The sequence below is a fragment of the Paenibacillus sp. FSL R5-0473 genome (genome assembly GCF_038004565.1).
In the GTDB taxonomy this organism is placed as follows: domain Bacteria; phylum Bacillota; class Bacilli; order Paenibacillales; family Paenibacillaceae; genus Paenibacillus; species Paenibacillus amylolyticus.
The window spans coordinates 4,196,913-4,211,246 of sequence record NZ_JBBORL010000001.1; the positions used below are offsets into that span (position 1 = coordinate 4,196,913).

At 46.6% G+C, this 14,334-nt stretch carries 16 protein-coding genes; 8 read left to right on the plus strand and 8 right to left on the minus strand.

Annotated features, from left to right (window positions below):
- The first annotated feature begins 33 nt into the window (after nt 1-33).
- The 7 genes from MKY28_RS18435 (at nt 34) to MKY28_RS18465 (ending at nt 5,832) form a co-directional block, all read left to right on the plus strand.
- Nucleotides 34-561, plus strand: coding sequence for an ankyrin repeat domain-containing protein (locus tag MKY28_RS18435; protein ID WP_340936590.1), 528 nt, complete (start codon nt 34-36; stop codon nt 559-561).
- A 439-nt stretch (nt 562-1,000) separates the two neighbouring features.
- Nucleotides 1,001-1,516: a sigma-70 family RNA polymerase sigma factor gene (locus MKY28_RS18440; protein ID WP_076327227.1), complete on the plus strand. Its 516-nt coding sequence runs from the start codon at nt 1,001-1,003 to the stop codon at nt 1,514-1,516.
- The gene (locus MKY28_RS18445; RefSeq protein WP_340936591.1) at nt 1,513-2,832 is read left to right on the plus strand and encodes a DUF4179 domain-containing protein; all 1,320 of its coding nucleotides are present in this window, start codon (nt 1,513-1,515) and stop codon (nt 2,830-2,832) included. Before MKY28_RS18440 ends, MKY28_RS18445 begins: the two co-directional genes overlap by 4 nt.
- A gap of 112 nt (nt 2,833-2,944) precedes the next feature.
- Nucleotides 2,945-3,988: a S66 family peptidase gene (locus MKY28_RS18450; RefSeq protein WP_340936592.1), complete on the plus strand. Its 1,044-nt coding sequence runs from the start codon at nt 2,945-2,947 to the stop codon at nt 3,986-3,988.
- A 64-nt stretch (nt 3,989-4,052) separates the two neighbouring features.
- Entirely contained in the window at nt 4,053-4,358 is a 306-nt protein-coding gene (locus MKY28_RS18455; RefSeq protein WP_047842070.1) for a hypothetical protein, read from the plus strand.
- A 235-nt stretch (nt 4,359-4,593) separates the two neighbouring features.
- Nucleotides 4,594-5,355 carry a threonine/serine exporter family protein gene (locus MKY28_RS18460; protein ID WP_036669533.1) on the plus strand — a complete coding sequence of 254 codons (762 nt, stop codon included), beginning with the start codon at nt 4,594-4,596 and terminating at the stop codon, nt 5,353-5,355.
- A gap of 18 nt (nt 5,356-5,373) precedes the next feature.
- The gene (locus MKY28_RS18465; RefSeq protein WP_036610676.1) at nt 5,374-5,832 is read left to right on the plus strand and encodes a threonine/serine exporter family protein; all 459 of its coding nucleotides are present in this window, start codon (nt 5,374-5,376) and stop codon (nt 5,830-5,832) included.
- Nucleotides 5,833-5,962: 130 nt separating this feature from the next.
- Here the strand turns inward: MKY28_RS18465 and MKY28_RS18470 are convergent, their stop codons facing one another.
- The 6 genes from MKY28_RS18470 to MKY28_RS18495 all read right to left on the minus strand — a co-directional run bounded on the left by MKY28_RS18470 (nt 5,963) and on the right by MKY28_RS18495 (nt 11,379).
- Nucleotides 5,963-6,469 (minus strand): DUF2569 family protein, encoded by a 507-nt coding sequence (locus tag MKY28_RS18470; protein ID WP_340936593.1) that lies wholly within the window; start codon nt 6,467-6,469, stop codon nt 5,963-5,965.
- A gap of 153 nt (nt 6,470-6,622) precedes the next feature.
- Nucleotides 6,623-7,576 carry an aminoglycoside phosphotransferase family protein gene (locus MKY28_RS18475; RefSeq protein WP_253506520.1) on the minus strand — a complete coding sequence of 318 codons (954 nt, stop codon included), beginning with the start codon at nt 7,574-7,576 and terminating at the stop codon, nt 6,623-6,625.
- Nucleotides 7,577-7,683: 107 nt separating this feature from the next.
- Entirely contained in the window at nt 7,684-8,142 is a 459-nt protein-coding gene (locus tag MKY28_RS18480) for a DinB family protein (RefSeq protein WP_051449640.1), read from the minus strand.
- A gap of 440 nt (nt 8,143-8,582) precedes the next feature.
- Entirely contained in the window at nt 8,583-9,524 is a 942-nt protein-coding gene (locus MKY28_RS18485; protein ID WP_100527925.1) for a DUF1963 domain-containing protein, read from the minus strand.
- A 149-nt stretch (nt 9,525-9,673) separates the two neighbouring features.
- Nucleotides 9,674-10,963 (minus strand): ammonium transporter, encoded by a 1,290-nt coding sequence (locus tag MKY28_RS18490; protein ID WP_036610695.1) that lies wholly within the window; start codon nt 10,961-10,963, stop codon nt 9,674-9,676.
- A complete protein-coding gene (locus MKY28_RS18495) occupies nt 10,960-11,379 on the minus strand; it encodes a hypothetical protein (RefSeq protein WP_124113473.1) in 420 nt (139 codons plus the stop codon). Before MKY28_RS18495 ends, MKY28_RS18490 begins: the two co-directional genes overlap by 4 nt.
- Before the next feature lie 285 nt (nt 11,380-11,664).
- Here MKY28_RS18495 and MKY28_RS18500 point away from each other — a divergent pair, with 285 nt between their 5' ends.
- On the plus strand, nt 11,665-12,156 hold the full coding sequence (locus MKY28_RS18500; protein WP_340936597.1) for a DinB family protein: 492 nt from the start codon (nt 11,665-11,667) through the stop codon (nt 12,154-12,156).
- A gap of 116 nt (nt 12,157-12,272) precedes the next feature.
- Here MKY28_RS18500 and MKY28_RS18505 read toward each other — a convergent pair whose 3' ends face one another.
- Together MKY28_RS18505 and MKY28_RS18510 are read right to left on the minus strand one after the other, a co-directional pair.
- Complete coding sequence (locus MKY28_RS18505; RefSeq protein ID WP_340936598.1) at nt 12,273-12,776, minus strand: GNAT family N-acetyltransferase; 504 nt, start codon at nt 12,774-12,776, stop codon at nt 12,273-12,275.
- Nucleotides 12,777-13,074: 298 nt separating this feature from the next.
- Nucleotides 13,075-14,175: a peptidoglycan DD-metalloendopeptidase family protein gene (locus tag MKY28_RS18510; protein ID WP_340936599.1), complete on the minus strand. Its 1,101-nt coding sequence runs from the start codon at nt 14,173-14,175 to the stop codon at nt 13,075-13,077.
- Between the last annotated feature and the right edge of the window lie 159 nt (nt 14,176-14,334).

The following is a 14,334-nucleotide window of genomic DNA, read 5'->3' on the forward strand; positions in this document are numbered from 1 at the left end:
TTCTAATATCTCATCAGATGGAGGTATTCCTTTATGAATCATGCAGAACAGATGAATCAACTATTTCAGGCTGCACAGGCTGGAGATGTGGCCAACCTGCAATTATTGCTCGCTTCTCACCCGGAACTCACAAATATTGAAAATCAGGATGGGTTAACTCCGCTGGGATATGCCTCTCATTATGGACAAGCAGGAGTAGTTCGTCTTCTTCTGGAGCATGGAGCGGATGTTAACGCCCTTTCTCATTCCAAGATTTCCTTTATTCCGTCCAATACTGCACTGCATGCCGCACTTGCCGGAGAACGTTCACCAGAAGTTATCCAACTTTTACTCGAACATGGGGCATCCACGAATATTCTGGACAGCGATGGACAATATGCGTTGCACTCGGCAGCATTTCATACGGATCAGATCGAACTTATCGAGATGTTACTTCAGCATGGAGCTGATCCAAACGCGCTAAACTCAGCAGGCCAGACCGCACTAGAGATTTCACTTGAAAGTGGTAACACGTCTACAGCTTCATGTCTGCGAGCAGCCGTTACAGCGCATCAGCAATAATGATTAGATAACGTGAGTAATACGCGAATAACCGTCAGGACTCTTTTTGGAGTACAAAGAGAAGGTCTGACGGTTATTTGTTGTCCGATTACATACCTCTATCGGTGAGAGGCTATATAAGTTGAGCTAAGAATATTTACACTTGCCATTCCGATGACAGAACAACCTTCCGATCGCTGTTATCCCCAGATTTTTTAATTCAATTTTACAAAGGTGAAAATCTGGCGATAAAGGCGAAGTGTATGCTTCCGAAGGAGCTTTCTTTCAGAAAGCTTTTAGCTCCGCTTCTTCACGTTATTTCTGTCCTCTACGTTCTCATGTAAATACTTCGTTCAACCTCTATAGAAATCCCGATACATTATATTTTTTCCAGGGAGTAAGAACCGTTTGATGCCTTACACGGTCTAATACTCAACATATCCATGAAAGGAGGAGCCATGTGACCCCTACTCAGCTCACCATAGCCGCACAAAAAGGGGATGCCGAGGCTTTTGCAGCCTTAATGGAATTACATCAGAGCCAACTGTACCGTATCGCCTATGCCTACCTGCATAACGAAGGTGATGCGCTCGAAGCGATTCAGGAATCAACGTTCAGGGCGTTCCGTAAACTCAAAAAATTAAAAGAACCATCCTACTTTGGCACTTGGCTCATCCGCATTCTGCTCAACTACTGTGCGGACGAACGCAAACGCAAAAGTCGGTTCAGTCCCGTCACCGAGATTCATGAATCCAGCAGCTGGGATCGTCCTGCGGACCCCGATCTTGCTGCGGCCGTATCCACCCTTGACCGGGATTGCAAACAGATTATTATCCTGAGTTATTTCGAAGGTTTCTCCTTAACTGAAGTTGCCGATATTCTCGAAATCCCGACCGGAACCGTAAAATCCCGATTACATCGGGCACTCGGACAGCTCCGTGATCAACTTGAAACGAAGGGAGATGTATCCTCATGACGGATGAACAAAACTCATTCGACACATTGGAAGAACGTCTGAATGCTCGAAAGACGGAATACGAAACCATGCCTGTGCCCGATTCTGCCGCCTATCAGGCTGTGCAGTCCGGAATCCGCCAGGCTGCCCGTAAGCGAAAGTCCCGGCTGCGCTGGTACATGAGTTCCATCTCGGCAGCGGCCTTCATCCTGCTGTTTACCGGATGTATCCGTGTCTCTCCCGCTTTTGCATCCTTCGTGGAGCAATTGCCCGGAATGGAGGGCATTGTGAGTATGATTCGCCAGGACAAAGGATTAATGATGGCCATCGATAAGTCCCTCTTACAGCAGGTCGGTGTCACCGACGAGCATGATGGTACTTCCTTGACCGTTGAAGGCATTATCACAGACGAGTCACGTATGGTTATTTTTTACACGATGAAAGGTATGAAAGATCCCGAGAAATTCAACTATGACATTGATTTGCTGGATGAGAACGGTAAAAAGTTACCTGTTGCGTTTAGCTATTCCTCTCTAAATCCAGCTTCAGAAAGTGGAATTTATGAGGATAAAATCGATATCTCATTCACAGAATCTTTACCTCCACAAGAGCTGACCGTTGTATTTAAGGAACGAGGTAAGGAACCGAATAATAAGTGGAAGGTCACCTTCCCCGTGGATCACAGCTTAACAAAAGGGATGAAAAAAATCATTCCCGTAAATCAAACAATGACCGTGGACGGGCAGCGTATCCATGTGAAACAGGCCATTCTGTATCCCACTCGTCTTGTACTTGATATCGAATATGATCGGAACAATACCAAAACAATCTTTAACATTCGTGATCTGCACTTGGTAGATGAGCAAGGCCGAGCATGGCGAACAGATTCATCTTCTATCTCAGGCTCTGGAAGTTCCGTCTTTTTCGAAAGCATGTACTTCTCCACTCCGAAAAAACTGACTCTGCAAGGGTCTGGCCTTTCAGCAGTGGATAAGGAAGAACTGGTTATCAGCATCGATCCCTCTTCAGGTGAAATACAAGGTGGCCCATCCAGTTTGAAATTGCTGCAAAGCACGGTCCAGGGCAAAAATCTGATCCTCGAGTTTTCAATTGCAGATGCTCAAAATGCTACTTCGGGGCTATCATTTACCAATATTGAGGACAGTAAAGGAAACCCTTTCGACATTAATGAAGTAGGCTGGAGCCCTTCCGTCTTTGAAGCAAGAGTTGTCATTAAAGATGGAGCCGCAGCCAAAGGAAATCTGACAATGGAAATATTTTCTTACCCTGATCAAATTCGTGCACCGTTCTCTATTGAAATTCCTGTGACTCCCTAAAGAAAATCTAACCGCCATAATTGCAAGCCACTCGACGTTGCCATGCACTATAATGAAAATATTAAACAGCTGCATTTAAATCGATATGTTCACAGGAAAGGGTGTTTCCACAATGAATAATCGTTCTATCCGTTATCCGCAACCACTCGCGCAAGGGGACATGATCGGTGTGGCAGCCCCCTCCAGCGGTGTAAGCGAATCCCTATACCATTATCTTGAGGAGAGCAAACGCAATATGGAGCGCCTTGGTTTTGACGTGCTGGAAAGCCCATCGCTCCGCCACAACACCAAATGTGTGAGTGCCTCCAAAGAGGAACGCTCCGAAGAGATGAATAAATTTTTCCGCAATCCAAATATTCAAGCCATTATCCCTCCATGGGGCGGGGAATTTCTAATGGATATCCTCCCCCTGCTGGATTGGGAAGCTTTGAAAACATTACCGCCCAAATGGGTCATGGGATACTCGGATATCAGTACGTTCCTGTTCGCATATACCCTGATCACCGGAACAGCATCCGCACATGGCACCAACTATGTTGATCTAAGATCAAACGCCCTCGATCCCGTGACTGCGCGCTGGATTGATGTGTTACAGACCAAATACGGCGGACAGATCACACAATCGTCTTCTACACATTATCAATCGGCATGGAAACCGGAATCTCCTGGATTTAACCTGGATACACCTTCGCGCTGGAAACAGCTCGGCCACTCGGAAGATGCAGACACCGCTGTGTCGTTCTCCGGTCGGCTGATCGGTGGCTGTATGGATACGATCTCCAGTCTGATTGGTACGCCGTATGCACCCGTCCAATCGTATTTGGATCAGTACTGTGTAGACGAAGGTACCATCTGGTATCTGGAGAGCTGTGAGATGAATGCGGGCGATATCTACCGTCATCTGTGGCAGATGAGACAGGCTGGCTGGTTTGCAGGTGTGAAAGGCTTCATGTTTGGCCGACCTGCGGGTTATTCCGATACAGCGGATTTTAATTTCACCAATGCCCTATCCTCTGCACTTGGGGATCTGGATGTCCCTGTACTGTACGATGTGGATCTCGGCCATGTTCCACCCCAGCTCACCTTTGTGAATGGAGCATTAGGCAAAGTCGCTTATGAAAATGGACGCGGGAGCCTTGAGATGGCGTTTGTGTAATCACCTTTAATAGGCAGATGCATACCTTGAAGTAAGAACTTATTTTGAGGAAGGGTTGTGCATCATGTCTGAATCCACATCCACGCCATCCACACGTGTCGTGTATCAAGCCAATCAACCGATGCTTCAATCCGTGCAAAGTGTGCGGAATATGCTTCATCATACAGCCCGGCAGCATGTAGGCAAGAAGGTACAAGTCCAGAATATCGATGGGCAAGTGTGGGAAGGTGTCATCATCAGTGCAGACCGGGGAATTTTGTATCTCCAGGTTACCCCGATGCATGGATATCCTGAGCCGCGCGCCTTGTTTGGACCAACGATTTTGCCGCTTGTGCTGTATGAATTGTTGGTTATCACACTGTTGATGTAGTGGTATTATACTTCTATATCCGAACCTGTTCCAAGAAGCTTCGCTCCTGAGATCTTCAAGTCTTGGGAACGAGGCTTTTTTATCGTCTTGGCGATGGTGCCGTATGATTCCTTGCGAGCGTGTGAAATATGATACAATGGTGTCGCACCACCCCATATCTCATATGAAACGGAGCTTGATCCGGTTGGAATACATACGTCATGATTCATCACCCGTATCACAAGCCGAGACGGGTATGATTGGCAGCAATCCTACTGAACAATCACGCGTGATTGCAATCTGTCTGCTCGCAGGCAAAATCATGCTGCAAAGCGGTGGTGAAACCTACCGTGTGGAAGATACGATGAAACGTATGGCAGCTGCGCTGGGCTTACCCCATTCGCACAGTTACGTTGTTCCGACAGGCATCTTCTTCTCTGTGGATGCAACCGAACCCGCCAAGCTGATTCGTATCTCCGAACGTACGACGGATCTGGACAAGGTGTCCGAGGTGAATGCGGTCTCCCGTCGCATCGGACAAGGTGAGCTATCCGCTCAGGAAGCCCATGATCTGTTGATACAGATCGAAGGAAAGCCCTCCTCCTATTCAACGGCTGTGCAGCTTACGGCCGCAGCGTTATCCAGTGGTTGTTTTACCATTATGTTTGGCGGGGGCTGGAGCGACTTTCTTCCGGCGTTAATCTGCGGGGGCATAGGTTATGCAGCCGTTATTGCCTTTCACAGGTTGGTGCGGGTCAAATTCTTTGCCGAGCTTACGGCATCCTTTGTTATTGGCTTACTCGCTTTTCTCCTGATCTATATGGGAGTGGGTCATGAACGGGACAAAATCATTATTGGTTCGGTTATGCCGCTGGTTCCGGGGCTGCTGATTACCAATGCTGTACGCGATCTGATGGCCGGGCATCTCGTATCCGGATTATCCAAGGGAGCCGAGGCATTTCTGACTGCTTTTGCCATAGGTACCGGCATTGCAGTTGTATTTTCACTTTTTATGTAAGACGGAGGAATGCAGGATATGCTCCATTTTATTGAACAAGCCTTGACCAGTTTTGTCGCTTCAGCCGCGTTTGGAATCATCTTCAACGCACCACGACGCATGTTACTCCACGGTGGATTTGTCGGCATGATCGGCTGGATTATCTATATCGTGCTTGAATATGCAGCGGATGCGGTGCCTGCTACACTTGCAGCGACCATAGCCGTAGGTGTCATCAGCCAGGTGTTCTCTCGCATGTTTCGCGCACCCGTCATCATCTTCAGCGTCGCAGGCATCATTCCTCTCGTTCCTGGTGGACTGGCGTATAATGCGATGCGAAGTTTTGTGCAAAATGACTACAGTGCCGCTATGGAGATGGCCGCCAAGGCACTCATGTTATCCGGCGCTATTGCCGTTGGCCTGGTGTTATCCGAGGTATTAAACCAGATGATACGCCGAATTCCCGCCTCACTTCGGGCAAAATCATCATCGAAATAATCGTTCTTTTCACATATTCAACACACGTAAGGCCCGTTAGCATACAGGATAAAATCTTGTATACCTACGGGCCTTACGTATCGCTTTTTATAGAGCATTATAGTGCAGTGAGACAATCAAAGAAGTCTATTTACTTCACAAACGTATTTTTCACACGTACCGACTTTAGGAAATATGGAATGAAGATACAGCACGTCAGAATGGATCGTACGATCAGCTGAAAAGCCGGAGTTGCATCAAGCACATGCTGTTCTCTTGGGATTTCATTGCGCGCAATCAGAATCCACGTCACGATGCTTATGATCACATTCATCAGGTACATCACCATCATCATAAGTGGAAACTGTCTCTTCCGTTTATATAAAAGAATGAGATTCACGATAACGATCATCAATAGAATGGTACTGCTTATGAAACCAAACCATAGGAGTGGACGGATCATCTCCGTGTAAATCTGAGGATCGACACCACGGTCTACTTCCCATCTGGCAGGGTCCATGATGACATTCACCTGCGATACATCCGAAATGAGAAACACCAACGCAAACCAAAGACTGATCTGGATTAAAATAAGCCATCCGCCCAATCCGGAGATACCAGGCAGCTCTCCATCCGAGTTCATGTGTCTATTGTTCATTTCATCCTCCTCATACCGAATATTAGACTTCTCCAGTAATAACCGATTGTGCCTAAGTTTCACTTCGCTGCCTGGCCTTAAATATAATCTTCTGATCCGGGTATACCTTAGCATAATCTAATCTGTTGGCTATGCTTTTCCTTCCCCAATTCCTTACCTGTTCAAAGTATACCACCGAGGGATGAAACTGCGAAAATCATCGTGATCTTCACGGACACGCTCGATCTTGGCCATCATCTCAAGCGTCTCTTCAGGCTTCACCTGCTGAATCCACACCACAGAAGACACCAGCGCCATAGCCGTATACAGTGAATACAGTCTCCAGAATAACTCATCCGGTTCATTGCCATCGAAATAGCCCTGAATTTGACCTATGGAATATGGAATACTGATCTCCGAAGCAAACAAACCCAGCTTCAAAAATTCATGAATGGGATCACCTTGATCATAACGATTAAAATCAATCACTCCTGCGAGTTTATCCTGCTTAACGACAAGATTGCTCGGGTGAAAGTCATCATGCTGAAATCCATCTGGACGATTTTTCATCCAACCGAGATGGTCTGCAATAAACGTTAGAATAACATGATCCTCTTTCATCACAATAGGGCACTGTCTATAGCGCTCCACGTAACGTTGATGCTTGGTGCTCTTGCGTATGTACCATGATTCGATCTGTTCCTCCATCGGCAACTGGTGAATCAGCTGTAGCTGCGCTCCTGCTTCCAAACCAACCGCCCACTGCTGCTGTTCATTCAGCTGAGGCAGTCTCTCGGAAGCATCTTCGCCTTCAATGTAGCTAAAAATCATATAACCATGCTTCTCATCCAATCTACCTGTGCCCAACGTTGCTGGACACAGTACACCTAATTGTTGCATGCTTTGCAAATATTGATATTCCCTTTGCTTCATCCATTCCTCAGCAATATCATACACCCTCACCAGCACATGGCCTTGACCAGGGACAAACATTTTGAATTTAGTATCTGCTGAATAACCCCTCATAACAGGTTCAATCCGCGTGGCCTGACCAAGTTCAGGAATCTGTTTTAACCTGTCAATCAACGTATTGTCCATCGATGCATTCCATGTATCGTGTTGTTCCACGTCCCGAATCCTCCGTTATTTCACGTATGGCGTGTAGTATCGTCGGTCTATTCCCACTTTAACCCATGATATTTCCTATAACATGCTTATATGTATTCTATCCGTTTCTATTTAAAAAGTACTGATTCGGGTTCTTTGCCCGTCAGGGTCAGCATCGTATACAATTGTCCCCTGTGATGATACACATGTCCCATAATCTCAAGCAGCCACTCCAGCCGACTATAGGAAGCTCCCCAGTACGAATCCGTCACATGTAATAACTCTTCCGTGTTAAACTGCCTGTACCGTTGGTATAGATACATCTGGTTATCAATCAAAGCCTGCTTGATCTCACCGAGCGAATGCACCTGATTCTCTGCATAGAATTGAGCCATCTCTTCCTCCGATGCACCTTCGGAAATATAAACATCCGCTCGGCAGATCACAGACAGATGAGCTAGTAGTTCTCCAACAGGCCGTTTACCTTCAATTGGAGTCAAAGCCAAATCTTCTTCCGACAACTGATCACATATATCAATTAACGATGTTACGGCTACGTCAATATGTTTAAACGCAGATTGAATCAACAGATACACTTCCTTTTTATCCCATTATACAGAACATATGATCGGTTATCAACCAAGATATCCCTCCTTAATATATACCCCAAATCTATATAAATTGAACAAAACATTTACACAAAACGGAGAAGACAGAAAGGACCTGAAGAAGCGGAGCTAAAAGCTTTCTGCAAGAAAGCTACTTCGAAAGCATACACTTCGCCTACAAGCTTTCTGAAAGAAAGCTGCATCGGAAGCATACGCTATCCCCGGATTTCCCCTTTATAAGAGGACTCAAAAAAATCTGGGGATAACAGCGATCGGAAGGTTGTTCTGTCATCGGAGTGTGCAGTGTAAATATTCTTTAGTTCAATTTATATATCAATCTACGAACAAAAAAAGTCCTTCCTCCTTCATATAGACGGGATTCAGGACATTTTGTTGCCTATTTGTTTTCAAATCTTTGTTCAACTTGAGTATAACGAACAATACGTTTGCTCGAATCGTCCAGCCTCCAAGTCAGACTTGCGAATGAAAAATTGCAGTTCCCCGCAATCCCACCATTGGAAACCAATAGCATCATGCGTATCTATCTTCAACAGCAGCAGCGTATCGGATAGTTCCTGCCATGTCCGATCCTCATCACCGCCGTAATGCTTGGTCAGCTTCTTCTCACACTCCTGCTCATTATAATCGTACTCTTCTCCCAGTGCGATCTGTAACAAGGCACGATGCTCGGCATCCGGATGCTGCCCGTCAGGATATCCAAACATCCCGCCCCAATTCAGCGTACTTGGATGATTCCAACTCGACTCGAATTCAAGGTAGCGGTCATACAGACTTACTTCCGATTCGGTCTCATCGGTCTCAAGCCGAAGCGGCGAGAGCTCATTCAGCGCGTTGGCGTCGATATATGCATATGTAGGAAACTCAAGATTTGGCAGCACAGTCACCGAATGTGCAACAAACGGTGCTCCATCCAGCGCGGTATCACCCTCAGGTTCTCGCCTTATCAGGTTATGAGAACTCGGCTCAAAAATCACACGATGTTCAATGGGACAAGCAGATTCATCCGTGCCAATGAAAAAGTATAACATTCCACGTTCAGGCAAAGTCCCGCGCCCATCATTCGGCGTATACGGCGACAAATCCACCAGGTTCAGTTGGGCCAGGAAAGTCATCGGAACTCCTTCTTGTGTTACGGGCCATTCCATGCGACTTGGCAAATCCGGATGTCCACCCACACGTGAGTTTCCTGTTCTGCGATATTCGTCCAGTGTGGATACATCGAGGCGAATTCCCCAGCGACTTGAAGACAACAGCAGATCGGCAGCAACTCCCAAACCATATTCCTCAAGTGTTTTACGGGCTTTTCTGGTCAGACGTTCACATTGTTCTGGCTTAATCATATAGATCCTCCCCTTTTGACAATACACCTATGCTGAGACATATTCAGGTTCACACCTGTATATTCTTCCGCCCGGACGTCTTTCCCTGCTTCTAGCAAAAAAAGAGACTGACATCCCCTGTCAGTCTACTTCTTTATCCTATATTCCATTTAACGATTTGGATCAGAAGACTTTTCCTGGTAAGCGCGCATATGCTCCTCACCGTCCAGGAATTCATGGGCCTGATGGGCTGCCATCACACCATGATAGCTGATATCCAGACCCAAATCCTCCTCTTCCTCTGTCGAACGTACAGGCACAATTTTGCCAATCAATTTCAGCCCGATCCAGGTCATGGCGAATCCCCAGATGACCAAGGCTGTAAGGCCAAGTGCCTGAACACCCAGCAACCTCCAGCCGCCGCCCATAAATAATCCACCATCCGTGGCAAACAGACCTACAGCAATCGTGCCCCACATTCCTGATGCGGCATGCACCGGGAAAGCACCAACCGGATCATCAATCTGTCGACGGTCCAGCCAGTTAGTGGCAGCCATCATCAACAAGCCGGATACTGCCCCAATGAATATCGCTGCTACATCGCCAACAAAAGCACAGCCTGCCGTAATACCGACCAGTCCTGCAAGCGAACCGTTAATGACCGAGGGTGCATCTGAACGATTGAAGCGGAATAACGTATACAGTAGCGTAACTGCACCACCCGAAGCCGCAGATAACATCGTGACAATCGCAATGTGACCAATTCTTACATCTGTCGCGCTGAGTGTACTACCCGCATTGAAGCCAAACCAGCCGAACCATAACAGAAATGCACCTACAGATGCCAGTGGCAGATTGCTCGGGAGTGCAATGGCACTTACGCCAAGTGGCGTGTACTTCCCTTTACGCGGGCCGATGATAATCGCAGCCGCCAATGCCGAGAATCCGCCGAGTGCATGGATGACAGCCGAACCGGCAAAGTCCTGCATCCCCAGCTGACTAAGCCAGCCGCCGCCCCATGCCCAGTGTCCACCAATCGGATAGATGATTGCCGTCATCAATATGATATACAAAAGATAAGCACGGAAGTTGATCCGCTCGGCTACCGCTCCCGAAACGATGGAAATAACGGCAATGGTAAAGGCCGCCTGGAACAACCAGAATGTCTCCAGAGATACCGGCACGTCCAGGTGAGACAAATCCCCATTCAGGAAAAATCCCGTTACTCCCGCAAAACCGCCTACGTCCGAACCATACATCAGTCCAAAACCGATGGCATAGAACAGCAACGTCCCAATCGTAATGTCAGCAAAAACCTTCATAATAATGTTCACACTATTTTTATAACGCACAAAGCCAGCCTCGAGCAGGGCGAATCCACCCTCCATCAATAAAATCATCGCTGCACTCAGTACGACCCAGACCGTATCAATCCCGGTGCTTAACGTCTCCAAAGTCATGCTTGTACATCCTCCGTTTCACTAAGCTGTCTGAGCTCACGGATTGTATCAGGCGCAAGCTCAATCTCGTCCCGCTCAATGCTGTCCGGATGCTTAATTCGTTCTGAGATCTGATCTAATTCACGTATGCGTCTGCGAATCTGTTCCATCTTGCGAAAACGTTCCTTCACCTGCACCATATACTCCACCGCCTGATGATGGGATGCTGGACGTCCCGCAAACCATTTGCGTACGGGCGACAACGATTGATAAGCAACCTCTTCCGCTCGACGCTTTTGTTCAAACTGTTCGATCTTCTGCTTGAGCGTTTGGATCTCATTTTCTTTTTTGACCTTCAGCCGTTCGATAAGGTACAATAAATCGGACGATGATATTTGCAATGCTGTATGGTGATACACCTCGTCGATTACTAACATATCATGTCAGGACTCCTTACATATCAAGTTACTTGTACCGATTATAGTTTGCCGGGGTCTGCCCGTCAATCTTTTTTTGGACTTGGGATGGATTTAAATGAACCGTTCATGGAGAACGGCTTTTTTTATTTGCCACGAATTACATCTAACAAGGATAATCTTGCCTAGGTTCGCATTCACTCTTTCCATTCTCAATGCTTATAGAATAAGCATCCACATTTGGGGTAATGAACATACACAGACTACCCGCATCATAGAACCTATATATAAGGAGAGGATTGTACGATGTTTACTCGTAATGACGATATACGCAACCAAATCTGGGAAGCAGTCTCTGGACTCGAAGAAGAACAATTGAACCGAAAACCTTCACCCCAACAATGGAGTATTATGCAAGTACTACGACATCTGAATCTGATGGAAAATGTAATTGGAAAACAAGCCCGCCTGGCCCTCGAGAAGGAACAGACGGTGTCTGTGGACAAAAAACCATATGAATTATCGTTGGACCGCAGCCGCTCCGTCGAGGCACCACCCCATCTTCAGCCTCCAGCAGCACCTGAAGCACTTGCAGACGTACGCAGTGATCTGGACGAATCTCACCAAGCGTTAAACAACTTTGCATTGGATCATGATCCTGACCTGTTGCGTAGCAAGTCCTTTCCTCATCCCGTATTTGGTGAGATGAATCTAACCCAATGGATTGACTTTACAAGTTATCATGAGGAACGTCATCTGGGACAGATCCAAGAGATTAAACAGCAGCTTGGCGTATAAACACAACCTCCTTTTTCACATAGCGAAGAATATAGTCGAACGACAAAAAAACCTCCAATCCTATTAATTTAGGTTGGAGGTTTTCAGTGTTCTTATGTTACGAATAAGAACGACACTTATATTTTTTTGCCCAAAATCGCCAGATCTCTATTCACACCATCCAACACGGCCACTTCGGGATAATATCCCCACTGTTCAAACCCATGCTTGCGCAATAACCCCAGACTCGGTTCGTTATGCCCGAAGACAAATCCAAGAATGGTCTTAATTCCAAGTACAGGACATGCCGCAAATACCGTTTCGAGCAAACGTCCACCAGCCCCAATTCCGCGGCATTGCTGATCCACGTATACACTGACTTCCACCGTTCCATTATACGCAGGACGTCCATAGAACGAGCTGAGACTCGCCCAAGCTACCACCTGTCCTGCCTGCTTCATCACCCAAAGCGGACGATGTTCCGGTGTATGTTCCTCGAACCAAGGCAAACGTTGCTCCACCGTCACTGGCTCCAAATCCGCTGTTGCCATACGGCCCTCAATAGTAGAATTATAAATCTCCACAATCCTCGGCAAGTCCTCCAGGCGCGCATATTCAATCTGCACATCTTCCAGTTTCATCGCTATTCCTCCATCATTCCAGATCAAACGTCTAATTATAGAAGATATTATAACGGAGAAGAGAAGTCTTCGTCATCCCTAACATTCTGACAGAGAAATCTGTATATGTTTAAGTAAACATTTACACGACAACGGAGAGGACAGAACCAATCAGAAGAAGCGAAGCGTGCGCCTTTATCCCCGGATTTGCCCCTTTATATAAGGGAATCAATAAAATCTGGGGATAACAGCGATCGGAAGATGGTTCTGACCGCGTAGTAGTCCAGTGTAAATTCAATGCTTTAACTTATATATAGCATTACTCTGGAAGTCCCTGAATTGTGTTCCCACGAGTGAACTGCTGACTCTGGTCTGCCCAACGAATGTTAATTGAGCGAGATGTGAACAGATCCGGGCCATCCGATACCTGGAAATGCAGATGAGCTTCACTGGAATTTCCCGAATTACCAAGCTCACCGATAGGGTCTCCCTGCTTGAGCTTATCTCCTTTTTTGACCGAGACACTGCCTTTCTTGATGTGTCCTGTGATGCTGTATTCACTGTTGCCATGGTCGATTACCACGTAGTTACCAGCCGGTTCTTCCGGATTCATGACACCCGGTACATTGTCCGGTATATCATTTTTGATATCGACGACAGTACCATCGGCAGCTGCATAGAGCGGTTCACCAAAAGCATAGTAGTTTTGATTTTCCTTTGCATCACCTTGATAACTGGATTGCTCTTTGGTCCGTACGATATCCAGCGCATACCGCTGCGTTTCGTGCTCATAATGATAGTTCGACAACACATCATTACCTCCCCAGAATACATACCATTCTCCCTTCATCGGCAATTGAAATTCCGTTTTGGTGAATTTGGCATCCGTGTCCTCATGAGCTTGCAGCGGTTGGATCGAGAGACCTTCAATTTGATTTTCTTCGGAAAAATAGGCTCGAATTCCTTTCGTCCCAGTCTGATCCTTCCAGGCCACCTCGGATATTTGATTCATTTTGGCGTCTACCACTTGCTCCCACGATTCAACACCCTCCAGAAAAGGATCGGCGGTCGTTTTGAACTGTTCAAGTGTTAACGTCCCCTTTAATTCCGGAGAGAACTGATTATAGATTGCATCCTTTGAACCGTTCATCAACGTATCTATGAAATTGTCCGGTGTAACCACCGCGCTCACCTCTGGACTTGAGTTTTGCTCCTGATTGGAGTTCTCGCTCGCTTCATTATTGGACGCCTGTTCGGCTGACTGCTGCTCTGCCTGGTCGGAAGTAATGGAGTTACTGTTGCCGCAAGCAGACAATATCACGCAAGCTCCAAGGGTAATCGCAAGCACCTTCCAGCCTTTACTATTCTGTAATTTTGAATGTGTTTGTTGTTCTGATTTCAGATGACCTTCTCTGTTCATTCTCAACATCCCTTCAGTTAATCGTTATACTTTCCAGTTAAGTGTACAGAATGAGTCTTATCCTTCGTCTAACCCCATCTTACATGTAGTTAAACTTGCAACGCCCTCTAACGCTGTATAATTAAGATTCCGTTAAGATAGCTCATACGTTATACAGCC

Bases quoted from the DNA above. Each gene is read 5' to 3' on its own strand.
- MKY28_RS18435 (WP_340936590.1), top strand. From the start codon at position 34: ATGAATCATGCAGAACAGATGAATCAACTATTTCAGGCTGCACAGGCT.
- MKY28_RS18445 (WP_340936591.1), top strand. From the start codon at position 1,513: ATGACGGATGAACAAAACTCATTCGACACATTGGAAGAACGTCTGAAT.
- MKY28_RS18450 (WP_340936592.1), top strand. From the start codon at position 2,945: ATGAATAATCGTTCTATCCGTTATCCGCAACCACTCGCGCAAGGGGAC.
- MKY28_RS18455 (WP_047842070.1), top strand. From the start codon at position 4,053: ATGTCTGAATCCACATCCACGCCATCCACACGTGTCGTGTATCAAGCC.
- MKY28_RS18460 (WP_036669533.1), top strand. From the start codon at position 4,594: ATGATTGGCAGCAATCCTACTGAACAATCACGCGTGATTGCAATCTGT.
- MKY28_RS18465 (WP_036610676.1), top strand. From the start codon at position 5,374: ATGCTCCATTTTATTGAACAAGCCTTGACCAGTTTTGTCGCTTCAGCC.
- MKY28_RS18470 (WP_340936593.1), bottom strand. From the start codon at position 6,469: ATGAACAATAGACACATGAACTCGGATGGAGAGCTGCCTGGTATCTCC.
- MKY28_RS18485 (WP_100527925.1), bottom strand. From the start codon at position 9,524: ATGATTAAGCCAGAACAATGTGAACGTCTGACCAGAAAAGCCCGTAAA.
- MKY28_RS18490 (WP_036610695.1), bottom strand. From the start codon at position 10,963: ATGACTTTGGAGACGTTAAGCACCGGGATTGATACGGTCTGGGTCGTA.
- MKY28_RS18495 (WP_124113473.1), bottom strand. From the start codon at position 11,379: ATGTTAGTAATCGACGAGGTGTATCACCATACAGCATTGCAAATATCA.
- MKY28_RS18500 (WP_340936597.1), top strand. From the start codon at position 11,665: ATGTTTACTCGTAATGACGATATACGCAACCAAATCTGGGAAGCAGTC.
- MKY28_RS18505 (WP_340936598.1), bottom strand. From the start codon at position 12,776: ATGAAACTGGAAGATGTGCAGATTGAATATGCGCGCCTGGAGGACTTG.
- MKY28_RS18510 (WP_340936599.1), bottom strand. From the start codon at position 14,175: ATGAACAGAGAAGGTCATCTGAAATCAGAACAACAAACACATTCAAAA.